Source organism: Psychromonas sp. CD1 (assembly GCF_002239585.1).
In the GTDB taxonomy this organism is placed as follows: Bacteria; Pseudomonadota; Gammaproteobacteria; order Enterobacterales; family Psychromonadaceae; genus Psychromonas.
Genome location: NZ_NDFH01000003.1, coordinates 1335491 through 1351690 on the forward strand (window position 1 = coordinate 1335491; position 16200 = coordinate 1351690).

The 16200-nt window shown below is 36.0% G+C and carries 15 protein-coding genes and 1 pseudogene; 12 read left to right on the forward strand and 4 right to left on the reverse strand.

What is annotated here, in order from left to right; genetic code table 11:
* The first annotated feature begins 167 nt into the window (after window positions 1-167).
* A complete protein-coding gene (locus tag B8W84_RS07740) occupies window positions 168-2681 on the forward strand; it encodes a penicillin-binding protein 1A (protein WP_180706044.1) in 2514 nt (837 codons plus the stop codon).
* On the opposite strand, the gene yrfG is transcribed toward B8W84_RS07740, so the two are convergent.
* Window positions 2678-3325 (reverse strand): GMP/IMP nucleotidase, encoded by a 648-nt coding sequence (gene yrfG / locus B8W84_RS07745; RefSeq protein ID WP_094752673.1) that lies wholly within the window; start codon window positions 3323-3325, stop codon window positions 2678-2680. The two genes, B8W84_RS07740 and yrfG, sit on opposite strands and share 4 nt — an antisense overlap.
* A gap of 426 nt (window positions 3326-3751) precedes the next feature.
* Between yrfG and nudE the strand changes: the two genes are divergently transcribed.
* Window positions 3752-4312: an ADP compounds hydrolase NudE gene (gene nudE / locus B8W84_RS07750; protein ID WP_094752674.1), complete on the forward strand. Its 561-nt coding sequence runs from the start codon at window positions 3752-3754 to the stop codon at window positions 4310-4312.
* A 2-nt stretch (window positions 4313-4314) separates the two neighbouring features.
* Here nudE and sthA read toward each other — a convergent pair whose 3' ends face one another.
* A complete protein-coding gene (gene sthA / locus B8W84_RS07755; RefSeq protein ID WP_094752675.1) occupies window positions 4315-5745 on the reverse strand; it encodes a Si-specific NAD(P)(+) transhydrogenase in 1431 nt (476 codons plus the stop codon).
* A gap of 177 nt (window positions 5746-5922) precedes the next feature.
* Between sthA and B8W84_RS07760 the strand changes: the two genes are divergently transcribed.
* The 3 genes from B8W84_RS07760 (at window position 5923) to B8W84_RS07765 (ending at window position 7672) form a co-directional block, all read left to right on the forward strand.
* The gene (locus tag B8W84_RS07760) at window positions 5923-6282 is read left to right on the forward strand and encodes a DUF1422 family protein (RefSeq protein WP_094752676.1); all 360 of its coding nucleotides are present in this window, start codon (window positions 5923-5925) and stop codon (window positions 6280-6282) included.
* 303 nt (window positions 6283-6585) lie between these two features.
* Window positions 6586-6756, forward strand: a complete 171-nt coding sequence (locus B8W84_RS08160) for an MOSC domain-containing protein (RefSeq protein ID WP_257797939.1) — start codon at window positions 6586-6588, stop codon at window positions 6754-6756.
* A gap of 43 nt (window positions 6757-6799) precedes the next feature.
* A complete protein-coding gene (locus tag B8W84_RS07765; RefSeq protein WP_257797940.1) occupies window positions 6800-7672 on the forward strand; it encodes a YcbX family protein in 873 nt (290 codons plus the stop codon).
* 687 nt (window positions 7673-8359) lie between these two features.
* Here B8W84_RS07765 and B8W84_RS07770 read toward each other — a convergent pair.
* Window positions 8360-9229: a YicC/YloC family endoribonuclease gene (locus tag B8W84_RS07770; protein ID WP_094752677.1), complete on the reverse strand. Its 870-nt coding sequence runs from the start codon at window positions 9227-9229 to the stop codon at window positions 8360-8362.
* Between the two features lie 164 nt (window positions 9230-9393).
* Between B8W84_RS07770 and aroE the strand changes: the two genes are divergently transcribed.
* From aroE to coaA, 7 genes are all read left to right on the forward strand, one after another.
* On the forward strand, window positions 9394-10212 hold the full coding sequence (aroE, locus tag B8W84_RS07775) for a shikimate dehydrogenase (RefSeq protein WP_094752678.1): 819 nt from the start codon (window positions 9394-9396) through the stop codon (window positions 10210-10212).
* An 8-nt stretch (window positions 10213-10220) separates the two neighbouring features.
* Window positions 10221-10487 (forward strand): YihD family protein, encoded by a 267-nt coding sequence (locus tag B8W84_RS07780; RefSeq protein ID WP_094752679.1) that lies wholly within the window; start codon window positions 10221-10223, stop codon window positions 10485-10487.
* 115 nt (window positions 10488-10602) lie between these two features.
* Window positions 10603-11988 (forward strand): cytochrome c oxidase accessory protein CcoG, encoded by a 1386-nt coding sequence (gene ccoG / locus B8W84_RS07785; protein ID WP_094752680.1) that lies wholly within the window; start codon window positions 10603-10605, stop codon window positions 11986-11988.
* Between the two features lie 51 nt (window positions 11989-12039).
* Window positions 12040-13035, forward strand: coding sequence for a serine/threonine protein kinase (locus tag B8W84_RS07790; RefSeq protein WP_094752681.1), 996 nt, complete (start codon window positions 12040-12042; stop codon window positions 13033-13035).
* Between the two features lie 11 nt (window positions 13036-13046).
* The gene (locus B8W84_RS07795) at window positions 13047-13655 is read left to right on the forward strand and encodes a thiol:disulfide interchange protein DsbA/DsbL (protein WP_094752682.1); all 609 of its coding nucleotides are present in this window, start codon (window positions 13047-13049) and stop codon (window positions 13653-13655) included.
* A 125-nt stretch (window positions 13656-13780) separates the two neighbouring features.
* A complete protein-coding gene (locus B8W84_RS07800) occupies window positions 13781-14452 on the forward strand; it encodes a uridine kinase family protein (RefSeq protein WP_257797941.1) in 672 nt (223 codons plus the stop codon).
* Window positions 14436-15383: a type I pantothenate kinase gene (gene coaA, locus B8W84_RS07805; protein WP_374220152.1), complete on the forward strand. Its 948-nt coding sequence runs from the start codon at window positions 14436-14438 to the stop codon at window positions 15381-15383. Before B8W84_RS07800 ends, coaA begins: the two co-directional genes overlap by 17 nt.
* Before the next feature lie 62 nt (window positions 15384-15445).
* Here the strand turns inward: coaA and glpX are convergent.
* A pseudogene (gene glpX, locus B8W84_RS07810) lies at window positions 15446-16198 on the reverse strand (class II fructose-bisphosphatase); the annotation flags it as partial.
* Window positions 16199-16200 lie beyond the last annotated feature (2 nt).

Genomic DNA, 16200 nt, shown 5'->3' on the forward strand with positions numbered 1-16200 from the left:
ACATCCTTGCTAGTAGTTTACTTTAAAAAAATTAGGCTCTTAGCCTAATCACCTCATATTCTTATTCAAGATATAAAGTCCTATTTGCCTCTTTATATCCATCAATATAACTATATACTGTGTCTTAATATATACAAAGATTAATACGCCCTTTGAAGGAATATACAATGATGAAATGGCTCAAACGCCTCTTTTTTACATTTATCTTATTTACTGTACTCGGTATAATTACTGTAGCAGGTATCTATTACAGTGTAAAAAATGACTTACCTGACGTTGCTAGTATTCAAAATATTAAACTACAAGTGCCAATGAAAGTTTATAGTATTGATGGTGAATTAATCTCTCAATTTGGTGAAAAACGCAGAATCCCCTTAACCATTGATAAAGTGCCTAAACAATTGATCAATGCTTTTATCGCAACGGAAGATAACCGATTCTATCAACATTTCGGGATTGATCCCATTGGTATAGTTCGAGCTGCTTTCGTTTTAATTAGTACAGGAAGAGCCAAACAAGGTGCCAGTACGATTACCCAGCAAGTTGCACGCAACTTCTTTTTAACACGCGAGAAAACTTTTATTCGTAAAATAAAAGAAGTTTTCATCGCGATAGAACTAGAAAAAATCTTAAGTAAAGATGAAATTTTAATGCTTTATTTAAATAAAATATCCCTAGGTCATCGCGCCTATGGTATTGGCGCTGCAGCACAGGTCTATTACGGAAAAACAGTACAAGAGTTAACACTCTCCGAAATGGCTGTGATTGCAGGCTTACCCAAAGCGCCTTCTCGTTTAAATCCCATTTATTCGCCCAGTAACGCTAAAAGCCGCCGAAATATTGTTTTAAGACGCATGCTCGAAGAGAATTACATTACTGAAAACGAGTATAATGATGCCAGAGACGAGCCCATTATTAGTCAATATCATGGTGCGGAAATCACGTTATCTGCACATTATGCAGCCGAAATGGCGCGCATTAAATTAATTGAATTATATGGCATTGATCGTAGCTATCATGATGGCTTTAATGTTTACACCACGATTAATAACAAATTCCAACAAGCAGCCAATAAAGCAGTTATTTTAAACTCTCACGCTTATGATGAACGCCATGGTTACAGAGGTGCTAAAAAATCATTATGGCAAGCTCCTGAGCCTGTATGGGAAATATCAAAAATCCGTGATTACTTAAAAAAACAAGCTCATTTCGCCGACATTTACCCAGCAATTGTGCTTAAAGTTAACACTCAATCCATTGAAATACAGAGCCAACAATCTCCTAAAAAAACACAACTTATTACCTGGGATGGTTTAAAATGGGCGCGTCCATTTATCAATGATAAACGCCAAGGTAGAGCACCTAAAGTGGCAAGTGATATCGTAAACACCGGAGACCAAATTTGGGTTAGACAAACTGAAAACGGTTGGGCATTATCACAATACCCAGAAGTTGGCGCTGCTTTCGTTTCGTTGAATCCAAAAGATGGAGCTATCACCGCTATGGTAGGAGGATTTAGCTATATTCAAAGTAAGTTTAATCGCGCCACCCAAGCACAACGCCAAATAGGCTCAACTATCAAACCCTTTATTTATTCAACAGCTTTAGATAACGGTTACACTCTCGCAACACTTATTAATGATGCCCCAATCAATCATTGGACAGGCGAAACTTCATGGCGACCAAAAAATTCTCCGCCGGTTTATGATGGTCCTATCCGTTTACGCTTAGCGCTCGGTAAATCTAAAAATGTAGTATCTGTACGTTTAGTTCAAGATTTAGGTGTGGATAAAGTAATAGATCAACTTGCGAAATTTGGCTTTAATAGAGATAAATTACCACGTAGTTTATCTCTAGCCCTAGGATCTGCTTCAACTTCTCCCTTAGAGCTTGCGGTAGGTTATGCAATGATCGCCAATGGCGGTCATAAAATAGAGCCTTATTTGATTGAACGCATTGAAGATGCTTATGGCAATATAATTTATCAAGCAAAACCTAAAATCGTCTGTGATGATTGCGCCGCTTTATATCAACAAATGGAAAATACGGACATCGTCGCACCTGAGAGTGAAAGTAAAACATGTGCTATTTCACCCGTTGCCAAAGATCAAATTGCACCCCAAACCATTAGCCCAGAAAATGCTTTTTTAGTCAGTCAATTACTCAACACCGCTATTTGGGGTGGCGGAAGCTGGCGCGACAACACTGGTTGGAATGGCACAGGCTGGCGTGCTATGACAACATTAAATCGCCATGACATTGGAGGAAAAACAGGCACCACTAATGATTCTAAAGATGCTTGGTTTGCCGGTTATTTAAGTAAAATAGTCGCTATATCTTGGGTAGGATTTGATAATTTCAATCGTAACTTAGGCAAAGCAAGCTGGAATAGTAATTTGGATAAAAATCAAATTTCAGGTGGAGAATTTGGAGCGCGCACCGCACTTCCAGCATGGAACACCTTTATGCTTGATGTAGGTTTAGATCAAGATGAATATATGACACCAATGCCAGTAGATATTGGTACCGTACGTATTGATCGAGAAACTGGGCTATTAAGTAACGAAACGGATTACCACAGCCGTTTTGAATACTTTATTAAAGGCACAGAGCCTACTGACTATGCGATGCCTAGTGCCCTTCGCAATGATGCTAACTCAGAAGAGAATGAGATATTTTAAAAAAGCTCAGCAAACAAATTAATCGTGTTAAATCCCTGCATTGTTTGTGCAGGGATAGCACTGTCTGGTGTACTAATTCCCCGGACCCATTGCACGCCAGAATCCGTCGCGACCTGTAGAATCTTTTCACTGTCATCGATAAATAAACTACGCGAAAAATCCACGTGGAAATCCTTTTCTAATAACTGCCAAAAGCATGTATCTTCCTTCGCAACTTGCAGATCATGACTAGAGATAATATGTTCAAAATAATGACTTAATCCTGTAATCTTCATTTTCAATGCCACGCTATTAGGGTGTGCATTAGTAAGGATAAATAAACGTTTATCCGCTTTTTTCATCTTTTCTAAAAAAATAACCGCATCCACTCTACACTTTACTTTTTGTTTTGTCATATGCTGTAACCTGCTGATATCTAAGCCTAACGTTTTAGACCAATAATTTTGGCAATACCAACTTAACTGCCCCGATACGTGACTATACAGAGCATAAACATGCGTTTTAGCTTGTGCTAAAGATAAATTCTCTTTGAGTGCATATTGTTGTGGAATAAATTCCAACCAAAAATGACTATCATAATGAAGATCTAATAAGGTGCCATCCATATCCAATAAAATAAAATCCACATCTTTATCAATATTCATATTATTTAAATACCTAATAAATACGTGTTAAGTATCTAAATACAAAACACAAAATAAAACGTTACTAAAATGCAACGGTAATCCCCCCGAAAATTAACAGTGACTTTAAATGCAGTAACCGCACCACTGCATGTGTAAGCATTCAATAAGCGTAAGTTAAGCTGAAATATATCATCAATTAACGAAGTATTCCTAGTTAGCGTTTACTTACATTTTCTTGTGGATTCACTTTAAACTTCGCGTTATCTTGAAGCATTCGTGCTATTTTAGTATGACTATTTAGTTCTATTCTTTAATCCGATTTTTCCGTTTTACGATACCCCTTACTAAGGGTGCTCTTCAAAGTTAAATCGGCTCTTAATTTACAAAATATCAGAAGTATAAAGCGCATCTCTGCGCTATGATATACCGTGACAGGGAGAATATATGAGTCATTCAAAAAACAAATTACCTGAAATACTTAAATGTACTTCAATCGCTAAAAGTCGATTTTTTAACATTGAATCAGTCCAATTAAAGTTTAATAATGGAGAAAGACGAGAATTTGAACGAATGAAAAGTTCAGGCTTAGGCTCGGTAATGATTGTGCCTTTTTATGACAACGAAACCCTACTTTTAATTCGTGAATATGCCGTCGGCACACATACCTATGAACTTGGCTTCCCCAAAGGATTAATTGACCCAGGGGAGAGCCCTGAAATCGCAGCAAATCGTGAGCTTAAAGAAGAAGTGGGCTTTGCAAGTGATCACTTACAAAAATTAAAAAAAATAATTATGGCGCCCAGTTATTTTAACAGTGAAATGACAATTTTTATGGCATTTAACCTTTACCCTGAAAAATTACAGGGTGATGAGCCAGAGCCATTAGAAGTCATAAAATGGCCGATTGCTAATATTGATGAACTACTCGAGCGAGATGATTTTCAAGAAGCCCGTAATATTGCTGCTTTATTACTGGCTTTAAAAACCATTCGCTATCAAAAGTAACATTAAAATAATCGATTTAAACCATTTAATGCTGCGACACGATAAGCTTCTGCCATCGTCGGATAATTAAACGTTGTATGTACAAAGTATTCAATGGTATTACCCGACCCTTTTTGTTCCATAATCGCTTGTCCGATATGAATAATTTCAGCTGCACGCTCACCAAAACAATGAATACCTAAGATCTCTTTCGTTTCTCGATGAAACAGTATTTTAAGCCCGCCAACATCTGAGCCTAATATCTGCGAACGAGCCAAATCTTTAAACTGCGCACGCCCTACTTCATAAGGTACTTTTTGTTTGGTTAACATTTGCTCTGTTTTTCCTACTGAGCTTATCTCTGGTATGGTAAAAATACCCGTTGGGATGTCTTGTATCAGTTTTTTAGGGTCTTTATTGGTTAAAATAACATCAGCAACAATACGCCCTTGATCATACGCTGCACTCGCTAAACTTGGATAACCGATAACATCACCCAGAGCATAAATGTTACTTTGTGTCGTTTGATAATGTTCATTAATCGACAATTGACCTCTATTATTTGCCTTCAAGCCAATGCAGGATAAATTCAATTTATCCGTATTGCCCGTTCGCCCATTTGCAAAGAGCAAACAATCTGCTTTCATCTTTTTACCTGACTTAAAATGCAAGATAACACCATCATCAACACTTTCTATTTTTTCATACTCCTCATCGTGGCGTAAAATAATACCCGAGTTTCTAAAGTGATAAGATAATGCATCAGACATTTCAGCATCTAAAAAAGACAATAAACGTTCCCGATTATTAATCAGATCCGTTTTAACTCCTAAACCTCTAAAAATAGAAGCATACTCACAACCAATAACACCCGCGCCGTATATAGCAATATGATGGGGATGATAATCTAACGATAATATAGTATCACTGTCATAAATATTAGAAGCGGTGAAGTCAATATCTTTGGGATGATAAGGTCGGGATCCTGTCGCAATAATAATGTTTTTTCCCGTAACTAAATCCATACTACCGTCTTTGTTTTTTATACTCAGCGTGTGTTCGTCCACAAAAGATGCTGCGCCAAAATATAAAGTACAATTATTCCGGTTATAAAACCCTCTACGCATACGTACTTGTTTTGCTATTACTTTTTCGGTGTGGTGTAAAACATCAGCAAAGGTAAAAGACTGTTTATGATGGTAACTTTGTGTAAATAATGTGTTATTTTTTAATTCGATTAATTGACTGACACTGTGTCTTAATGCTTTAGAGGGTATCGTGCCCCAATGTGTACAACCCCCTCCTATTTCATGATACTTTTCAATCACAGCCACTTTGGCCCCCCCTTTGGATAGCTGCATTGCCGCACCTTCACCTCCAGGGCCACTACCGATAATAACAACATCATAATCATATTTAACACTTGGGGAACGTAATTGTTTTTTAGCAGACATAATGATCCTTAAAATATAAAAAAATTGAGATTAGCAACCCAAATAGACAAAGACGAAGTATGCACAGCATATTTTCATGGTGTGATACAATGGTATAGATAACAAAGACAGAGAAGTAAAGATGCAGAGTTCATGCAATTTTACACTTCATCGAAGCTGATTATTTAAGGCCCCCTCATGAACAAATATAATGTCTCAACACAATGGCTGATTTACACCTTTATTATAGGTTTATCTGCAAGTGCTTGCTTTTCTATGCTAACCATAAGCCTAATGCCATTATCTCCTTTTGCATTCTTAACACTCTTTTTTTCCTGTAATCGCTTTTATACATTGTATGTTGCAAGCGATAATAATGAAGAAAGTATTCGTCCAGCATGGGCCACCTTATTTATAGGTGTATTTTCCTACAGTGCCTATACTGGGGCATTACATCCAGAGTTAGGCTCAAATTTATTTTCCATTATCATCATGCTTATTTTATGCATTTGGTTAATGTATAAACTTATGTTTGGTAATAAACACTATGAACCTTAAACTTTATTAGGGCCGACTCTTTTACATTAAAAGTCTCTAATGATAGAGCGCGTTACGTAGTAAAGAGATCTCTATTTTTATTCACCTTAAAATGACAAGTTCTCCTTCCCTTTTTACTTTTAATGTAACTTATCCCATTGATAGCCTAAACACCTTCATCCTATATTTACCAACAAAAACTCTAATATTGCGATAAGGATCGCAAAAAATAATGTATTGCCATTAATATATCCTGCTTTAATATTTATACATATAAATAGCGTTTATGCTTATTTAATTAAGCAGAAACAGAGGGTATTAAGATTGCAAATATTAACCAATATCTATATTTATCCAATAAAATCGATACCGGCCACGTCTTTAAAAAAATCAGATGTTGTAAAGCAAGGGTTAGCCTTCGATGGCCTATATATGCTAGTTGATAGCACAGGAAAATTAATCTCAAATACCGTTTCCTATATTAAGACACATTAAAGTGCAGTGTTTAACACAACAACTATTAATGAGAGCCCCTGAAATGGAAGATATCTTATTAGATATCGATTTTCAGTCTCAAGCATTCAAAGAAACAAAAAAATCTTCAACTCAGGCACAAATTAAACATGTTCCAACCCTTGTAGACAAATGGTTCTCCTCTTATCTTAACCTACAATGTCGACTCGTTTTTTCTCCAACTCAGTGCCAAGATACACTAATAGATAACCCAGGTGTGGATGCCCACTCTATTTTATTAATCAACACCAGCTCAATTGAGCAACTAAACTGTCGCTTAAAAAAACCAATCTGCGTCACACAGTTTCATCCGCACATTGTGGTGCAAGGTGATTTTCCTTTTGTAGAGGATACTTGGAAGCGCATTAGAATAGGAGAAGTTGAATTTATTGTGAGTAAACCCTGTGCACACTACCCTTTTATTAACGTAGACTCTAAAACTGGGCAAGCACCTACAAATGAGTCTTTACAAACTCTTGCCTCTTTTCGTTATGCACAAAATGAAGTTCATTTTGGCCAATATTTAATTCCCCTTACTCAAGGTAAAATCAATGTGGGAGATGATATTATTGTATTAGAAACACAATACCCTGCCTTTTATAGCGCTCAAAATGAAACGAATCGACAACAAGAAAAAAGTATATGTATTGAATACCAACCCATTAATACTATTACAAAAGGCAACAATCAAGGCTTACTGCTTGAGCAGGCAGAACAAGCGGGAATATATATCCCTCACGCTTGTCGAAATGGAAGGTGTGGACAGTGTCGCGTCCAACTTATTTCTGGTGACGTGATACAACTCAATGATTTTGCTCTCACAACACAACAAAAAGAACAAGGATATATACTATCTTGTAGTTGCATCCCTATTTCTGATATTACTATTAATTATTAGAAATATAATAGGCAAGTAAAGAAAGATGCCACGGTAATATTCAGCACAAGACAAGAAAATGAATATAATAGTGAGACCTACTTATTCAAGTTATGCACTTATTATTTGAATCTAAGTAATAAATTTTATCGGATCGGGGAATGTACTGCGATCGATATCTTCAAGCTTATCTAGATATAGCCTATCAACCGACTGCCTAGATGAAGCCATTTGATCCGTTATTTGCCCAAAACTTTATACCGTGATTGAATAATTGCTTACAGTAACCTAATGTGCCATTACAAATGGTTGGACGACCAGACTTCTTAATTGAGATAAGAACTTGCTCGATATTTCGGGCGTTGATGCTATTCAGTTTGATTGCGCAATAATAGCACAATGGTAAATGCGTTCGAGAATAGATAGATGCTTTAAGCATTCAACGTTGCCTTGTGCCAAGCGATAAAAAGGTCATCAATGATTTTAATTGCACATTGCTCTATATGACGCTTTTCTATTAAGGGATCTAGACCTTAGCGATGCTGTTGAAGCCATCACTATTGCATCAGCGAAAGAAATATCGCTAAGGTCATCTATTTACGTTTACCGCAGAGGTGAACCTCAACATCGAATATGTTCCCTCCCCAATTCGGAAGCAATAAAACCAACTAAAATAGAAGCATAAAGTTCAAAAAACTCATATAGACACTATTCAATATTCTGTACCTGTTCGCGCATTTGCTCTATAAGAACTTTGCATTCAACTGCGGCGGAGGTAATATCAGTATTGATTGCTTTAGAGCCAAGGGTATTGGCTTCACGATTAAATTCTTGCATCATAAAGTCTAAACGCCGGCCAACAGCACCCCCTTTATTAAGTACGTTACGTGCTTCACTGATATGAGAGATCAGTCGGTCTAGCTCTTCTGCAACATCTGATTTTTGGGCAAGTAAGACCAGCTCTTGTTCAACTCGAGTACTGTCCAATTCTACTTTTGCATCCGTAAATTTTTTTAAAATACGCTCTTTTTGCCACATTTGGATCTCAGGCATAAAGGCCTGCACTATAGATACTTGCTCCGCAATAGCATCTAATCGTTTTTTGATCATTTGCGCAAGGTTTTCACCTTCTGCTGCGCGGGCAAGAATAAATTCTTGTAACGTTTCTTCAAAGCCTTGCATTAAATAAATGCTGATAGCATCAACATCTTGATCAGGTGCGCGCATTACGCCAGGCCATTTCAAAATATCTAATGGATTGATATTACCCGTACTATCGCCTGTTTGTGCTAATACCCACTGCGCTTTTTCGATAATTTGTAAAGCAAGTTCATTGTTTAATCTTAGTCCCTCAGGACAGGTATCATTACTTTCAAAGCGTAAGTGGCATTCTATTTTTCCGCGTTGCAGGCGTTTTTTAAATATATTTTTAAGCTTTACTTCTAAGCCTCGAAATTGCTCAGGCAAACGAAAATAGGTTTCTAAATAGCGTTGGTTAACCGAGCGTATTTCCCATACGGCGGTTCCCCATTTTCCTTGAATTTTTTTGCGTGCGAAGGCTGTCATACTGTAAATCATTATTTTATCCTTTTAATCATTTCATTTTGCAGTATATCAAACATCTTTTGTGTGCGCTTGTTTCGCTAATAGAATGTAGGACTAAATTTATTAATAAACAATATTTCCAGAAGTTAAGATCAATGCTAAATTAAATTATCTATTATCTATACTTTGGAAATAACATGGATCATTATGCCGTTTTTGGAAACCCAATCAGCCATAGTAAATCTCCTTTTATCCACACATTATTTGCCCAACAAACGGCTCAAGACATGTCTTATACCGCGATTGAAGCCCCTATTGATGACTTTGAAAAGACGCTAAACCATTTTTTTAAACATACAGGAAAAGGTTGTAATATTACTCTTCCTTTTAAAATAAAAGCTTTTGCCTATGCACAAAAATTGACACCTAGAGCAAAACTGTCCGGTGCAGTCAATACACTAAAGTTGACTGATGATGGTTTATTAATCGGAGACAATACCGATGGTGCGGGTTTGATTTTAGATCTAAATAACCATCATATTGATTTATACAACAAACGCATTTTATTATTAGGAGCAGGAGGAGCGGCTAGAGGGGTATGTGGAGCATTACTTGAAACACAGCCAAAAGAACTTGTTATTGCCAACAGAACACACACAAAAGCAATAGAATTAGCCTCTATCTTCGATACCTATGGAACGGTCAATGCGGTGGCCTTTAACGATCTATTCGGTACTTTTGATATCATTATTAACTCTACATCCGCCAGTTTAAAAGGGGAAGTTCCTCCTATTAGCTCTACTTTAATTCTCCCCGAAACAACTATCTACGATATGATGTATAGTGATAAGGCAACCGCATTTAACCTTTGGGCCAGAAAACACGGCGCAAGATTAATTCTTGATGGATTAGGAATGTTAGTCGGACAAGCAGCCGAAAGCTTTGCGCTTTGGAGGGGATTAAAACCTGGAAGTGCACAAGTATTAAATAAACTACGCCAGCATCTATCTACATAGGAACGATCATGCATACACATAGAATTAATGAAATATTAGAGCTATTACAACCTTACTGGTTAAAAAACAAAGAATTAAGTTTATTAGAAATTTTAGCTCTTATCAGTAAAGAATCATCATTTACAGATCCCATTAGCCAATTAAGTGATGAAGTCATCATTTATCAGTTAAAAATGGATCAAATTGGGAAAGATGATGTCATTCCGGGAATCAAAAAAGATTTTGAAAATGATTTTAAGAATGCTCTTTTAAAAGCACGAGGCGTTCTTAAATAAATCCCACTATGTATGATGTTGAATATAAAAATATGATGCCTCATACTCTTTTTTTACCCGCAATAACTATTCCCTTATAATATTCTAACGAAAACACTTATTTTCGGTAAACAAAATGACGGTAAATATTAATATAAAAGAAATTAAAATTTCCCCTAAAAAAAACGATAATGACAATAATAAAATATATGTCCGTGCCACTTCTGGGTTATATCAAAAACTGCGACGCTATACGGGTTGGGTTTTAATCTTACTGTTTATGGCTCTCCCTATGCTACGCTGGAACAATCATCAAGCCGTTCTTTTTGATCTAGATAAACAACAATATCATATTTTTAATCTGACGTTATTCCCCCAAGACTTAACGTTACTTGCCTGGGTATTTATCATTGCTGCTTTTTCTTTATTCTTTTTTACTACCTATCTAGGTCGAGTCTGGTGTGGTTATACTTGCCCACAAACAATATGGTCTTTTATTTTCATTTGGTTCGAAGAGCATATTGAGGGTAGTGCAAACCAACGGAAATGCTTAGATAAAGCACCTTGGAGTAAAAATAAATTTTCCAAGAAAATAGCAAAACATAGTGCATGGATAATCATATCACTTTTAACAGGGCTTACTTTTTGCTCATACTTTGTATTATTCCCTAATATTTATATAGATTTTTTTACTTTTAACAGTAGCCCTACTCTTACCGGCTGTATTCTTTTCTTTGCTAGCATCACTTATATGAATGCGGGTTGGATGCGCTCCATTGTTTGCACACACATGTGCCCTTACGCAAGATTTCAATCCGCTATGTTTGATGAAAACACCTATATTGTTGCTTATGATGAAAAAAGAGGAGAGCAACGTGGACCTCGTCGTCGTAAAAGTAACCCTAGCGACCTCGGTTTAGGTGACTGTATTGCCTGTGAACTTTGCGTTCAAGTTTGTCCTGCTGGTATTGATATTAGAGAAGGTTTACAATATGAATGTATAAATTGCGGAGCTTGCATTGATGCTTGTGATACGACCATGCTAAAAATGAACTACCCAAAAGGTCTTATTTCTTATACTTCTGAAACGCGATTAGCGGGGGGGGAAAGCCAAATTTTACGGCCTAAAATTATAAGTTATGGGGTGCTCTTAATTGCAATGCTCAGTATTTTCAGCCTTAATCTTTTTACTTTAAGTACGATAGAACTAGAAATTGTACGTGACAGAAACACCTTATATCGTGAAAATAATGAAGGTTTAATTGAAAATACATATACATTAAAAATACTCAATAAAACTATCGAGACACAGTCCTATAAAATATCGTTTTCTGGGTTAAAAGATGCTTATCTTATTGGCCCAAAAGAGATAGTGGTACAAGCAGGTGAAATCTTCACTCAACCCATTACCATCGTTGTCGACGCTTACGCAATTAAAGCTAAAAAAGTAATGATCACAATACGACTAAACAGTAAAACAGAAGAAATAAAACAAGACTCGCCTTTCTTTATTTCTTTATGAATAAAGAAATAACTCAAACAAACGACGTAATATATTTTTATTGGACCCTATATGCAAGATGCAAATTTCAGTTATTTATCGTTAACTCCCGATCGTCAATTAGATGCTTTAGCAAGTATTAGCATTTATCCTCAAACGGGGCTGATTGCACTTAACTCTTACGAAAATAGAGTTTATCTTTTTACCGATGAAAACAATATACGCTATGTTGTTAAATTTTATCGACCACAACGTTGGAGTAAAAATCAACTACTCGAAGACCATCACTTTTCCCTCTCTTTAAAGGAACAGGGTTGTTTGATTGCAGAACCGCTTACGATTAATAAACAAACTTTATTTCTTTTCGATGGTTATTATTTTTCTCTTTTCACCGCACTATCTGCGCGAAATATGGAAGTAGATAATATTGAACAACTCTATGATGTTGGCATTGCACTGGGAAAAATGCACCGTATTGGCAGTCATCAAACGTTTATATACCGAGAAGATCTCAATGTAGAAAACATGTTAATAAAACCGATTCAAGCACTGCAATCGTGTACCGTTATTCCCAATTCTATTCGAGCTCCATTATTTAATTGTATGCATAAAATAGAAAAAGTTGTCAGTGAACATTTTTCACAAAAAACCTATAAAAATATCCGTTTACATGGTGATTGTCATTGTGGCAATATAATGAATCATCAACAAGAAATCTACTTCGTAGACTTTGATGATTGTAAAATGGGTCCTGCTATTCAAGATATATGGATGTTATTACATGGATCTCGCCAAGATAAACGATTACAGTTAAATATGTTATTAGATGGCTATCAAGAAGAATTCGAGTTTGATTCTTCAGAATTAACTCTTATTGAATTATTACGTAGCATGCGTATTATTAATTACGTGAGCTGGATTAACAAACGCTGGCAAGATCCAAGTTTTGTAATGAACTTTCCATGGTTTAAGACAGAGCAATATTGGAAAGACTTGTTACAATCACTACAACAACAACTCATTAATATGCAGGAACCAGCATTATCGCTACAACCTGACTACATATAAAGGATATAAAAATGAAAACGATTTTTGCACTTTTTTTGGGCTTAATACTATTGCCCCTAAGCGTACAAGCAACTGAATTTGAAGAAGGTGTAAATTATGATATCGTAAACCAAACAACTACAAAAAAACCTGAAGTCCTAGAGTTTTTCTCATATTACTGCCCTCATTGCTTTAAATTTAAACCGTTTATAGAGACCTTACGCAAAAGTCTAGATAAAGATATTCCTATTAATACAAATCATGTCAATTTCTTAGGTCAAGGAATGGGCGAACAATTAACTCGCGCTTTAGCCGCCGCTCAAATGCTAAATGTAGAAGACAAAGTCTCAAATCTTATCTTTGAGCAAATACAAAATGAACGTCGCCCTATTAATGGCGAAGAAGATATATTAACTATTTTTGAAAAAGCTGGGATATCGAACAAAGAAGCTAAAGGTGCACTAGAGAGCTTCTCGGTAATTGGCATTGCATCACAAATGAAACGCAATACTGAAACCTTCAATATTCGCGCCGTACCCACCATTATTGTCAACGGAAAATATCAAGTCAATACGGCCTCTGTAAATAACACACAAGAGCTTATCGATTTAATTACTTACCTAACAAAAAAAATAAATTAACGTTTTGTGATAAAGATCATATGCCTACATAGATGTGGTCTTTATTATATTCCTTAGACGCTATACATTGAATACTATATGATCGCTTACAAACCATTTAATATAGTGCATTTTATTGCTAAGGAGTGTTAATTTTGAAAACTGTATTTAATAATGCTGCACAGATAAAATCTGTTTTACGTGATTTACACACCCAAAAATGCTCCAGTAAAGCACAAATCGTTGCTATTAGTGGCATTGAAGGTGCTGGTAAGCGTGTATTAACAGAAAAAATAGCAGAAGCGTTACGCTTAGAAGGTATCGCCGTTACCATTGTGCATACAGAAGATTGGAAAACCAGCGAAAGTACGCGCTTTAATGTCATGAATAGCCCAGAAGAATACTATTTACATGCTTATCGATTTTCTGAAATGATAGAGAAACTGATCCTTCCTCTAAAATTATTTGGTCATGTAAAAACATCCGTAACCTTAGATAATGTAATGCAACCGACGACAGTTACATATGATGTTGAAAAAACTGATATTGTTTTAATTGAAGGTGTATATCTATTACAAGAAGCTTATCTCGATCTTTATGATTATACTTGTTGGGTACAAAGTGATTATGACGCTGCATATCTACGTTTAAGTAAACAAACACATCTTGATCCCTCCGCTAAATCCCTGCTTCATTTATTTGAAGGTTTAATTAAACCTGCTGGACAATATCATATTTATAGTGATGATCCACAAGGAAATACAGATTCTATATATATAGAACAAGAGAACGAAAAAAATGATCCAAACACAACATAATATTCATAATGCCTATATTCATTTTGAACGACAACAATGGGCAAATTTACGTAATAATGTTGAATTAACCCTAACGCTTGAAGATTTGCAACTGTTACAAGGGATCAATGAATCCATTTCGATTCAAGAAGTCGTTGATATCTATTTACCTTTATCTCGATTACTTAATTTATATGTTGGCGCGCAGCAAACACGCCATACTGTACGCGATCAGTTTTTAGAAACAAAGCATGAACATGTACCGTATATTATCGGGATTGCGGGAAGTGTTGCGGTAGGTAAAAGTACCACAGCGCGAATTTTACAAGCATTACTTTCACGTTGGCCTGAGCATCCATCCGTTGCTCTTGTCACCACTGATGGTTTTTTACATAACAATAAATATTTAATTAAACATAACTTAATGCATAAAAAAGGCTTTCCTGAAAGCTTTCATACTAAAGCATTGATTGACTTCGTTGCAGCCATAAAATCAGGCAAGAGCTCTATCAACGCGCCAGTATACTCACATCTAACTTATGACATTTTGCCTAATGAGAAGATAACGATAGAAAAACCAGACATTGTTATCATAGAAGGTCTAAATGTATTACAAACATACATCAATGAACCTGAACGTCCAAATAAAGTCTTTGTCTCTGATTTTGTCGATTTCTCTATTTTTGTCGATGCCGATCCCATTATGATAAAAGAATGGTATTTACAACGATTTCTTAAGTTTAGTGCCGGCGCATTTACGAACCCCAAGGCATACTTTCATACTTATTCTAAGATGACACAACATCAAAAAATTAATATCGCCAGTAAAATTTGGGACGAAATAAATGGAGTTAATTTGATGCAAAACATTCTTCCAACCCGAGATAGAGCAAATTTAATATTAAAAAAAGGCTATAACCACCAAGTTTCAAGTGTAAAATTACGTAAATAAAAAACCGATCGTGGTTAACAATCGGTTTTTATTATTTTAAAACGCACTCAGATTACTCGTTATTATAAAATGATTTCTTTTAATTTAGGGTCTTTACGATCTAAATAATGCATTGAAATAATACGACGAACAGTACGAGATTTACCACGAACTAATAATGTTTCGGTCGTTGCAATTCGGCCCTCTAAGGTAACGCCACTTACTAAATCGCCTTTAGTAATGCCCGTTGCAGAGAATATGATATTATCATTCTTCACCAAGTCTTCGAGTTTTAATACCTTGTTGACTTCAACACCCGCCTCTTCACAACGTCGAATCTCTTCTTCACCAATTCTAATATTTTCTTCTGTAGGTCCTTTTACCATCGGACGAGGTAATAAACGCGCTTGCATATTACCATCTAATGCACGTACAACCGCAGCCGAAATAACCCCTTCAGGCGCGCCTCCAATACAATACAACACATCAACTTGGTTATCCGGCATACAAGCAAGAATAGAGATAGCTACATCTCCATCAGGAATAGCAAAAACACGACAACCTAAACCTTGCATATCTTTAATAATACGATCATGGCGAGGCTTAGCAAGTGTAGCAACTGTTAGCTCTGTTAGCGGTTTACCTAACGCAAAAGCCACTGCTTTAAGATTTTGCTCTAAAGACAACTCCAAATCAATCGCATCTTTTGCATTAGGACCCACGATTAATTTTTCCATATACATGTCAGGTGCACGTAAAAAACAACCTTTTTCGCCAACAGCAAGTACCGCTAATGCATTCGATTGACCCATTGCAGTCATGCGGGTACCTTCTAATC

Coding starts and splice junctions, on each gene's coding strand:
- B8W84_RS07780 (WP_094752679.1), top strand. CDS start 10,221: ATGCATACACATAGAATTAATGAAATATTAGAGCTATTACAACCTTAC.
- ccoG (WP_094752680.1), top strand. CDS start 10,603: ATGACGGTAAATATTAATATAAAAGAAATTAAAATTTCCCCTAAAAAA.
- B8W84_RS07770 (WP_094752677.1), bottom strand. CDS start 9,229: ATGATTTACAGTATGACAGCCTTCGCACGCAAAAAAATTCAAGGAAAA.
- yrfG (WP_094752673.1), bottom strand. CDS start 3,325: ATGAATATTGATAAAGATGTGGATTTTATTTTATTGGATATGGATGGC.
- B8W84_RS07790 (WP_094752681.1), top strand. CDS start 12,040: ATGCAAGATGCAAATTTCAGTTATTTATCGTTAACTCCCGATCGTCAA.
- aroE (WP_094752678.1), top strand. CDS start 9,394: ATGGATCATTATGCCGTTTTTGGAAACCCAATCAGCCATAGTAAATCT.
- B8W84_RS07740 (WP_180706044.1), top strand. CDS start 168: ATGATGAAATGGCTCAAACGCCTCTTTTTTACATTTATCTTATTTACT.
- B8W84_RS07765 (WP_257797940.1), top strand. CDS start 6,800: ATGGAAGATATCTTATTAGATATCGATTTTCAGTCTCAAGCATTCAAA.
- B8W84_RS07760 (WP_094752676.1), top strand. CDS start 5,923: ATGAACAAATATAATGTCTCAACACAATGGCTGATTTACACCTTTATT.
- sthA (WP_094752675.1), bottom strand. CDS start 5,745: ATGTCTGCTAAAAAACAATTACGTTCCCCAAGTGTTAAATATGATTAT.
- nudE (WP_094752674.1), top strand. CDS start 3,752: ATGAGTCATTCAAAAAACAAATTACCTGAAATACTTAAATGTACTTCA.
- B8W84_RS07795 (WP_094752682.1), top strand. CDS start 13,047: ATGAAAACGATTTTTGCACTTTTTTTGGGCTTAATACTATTGCCCCTA.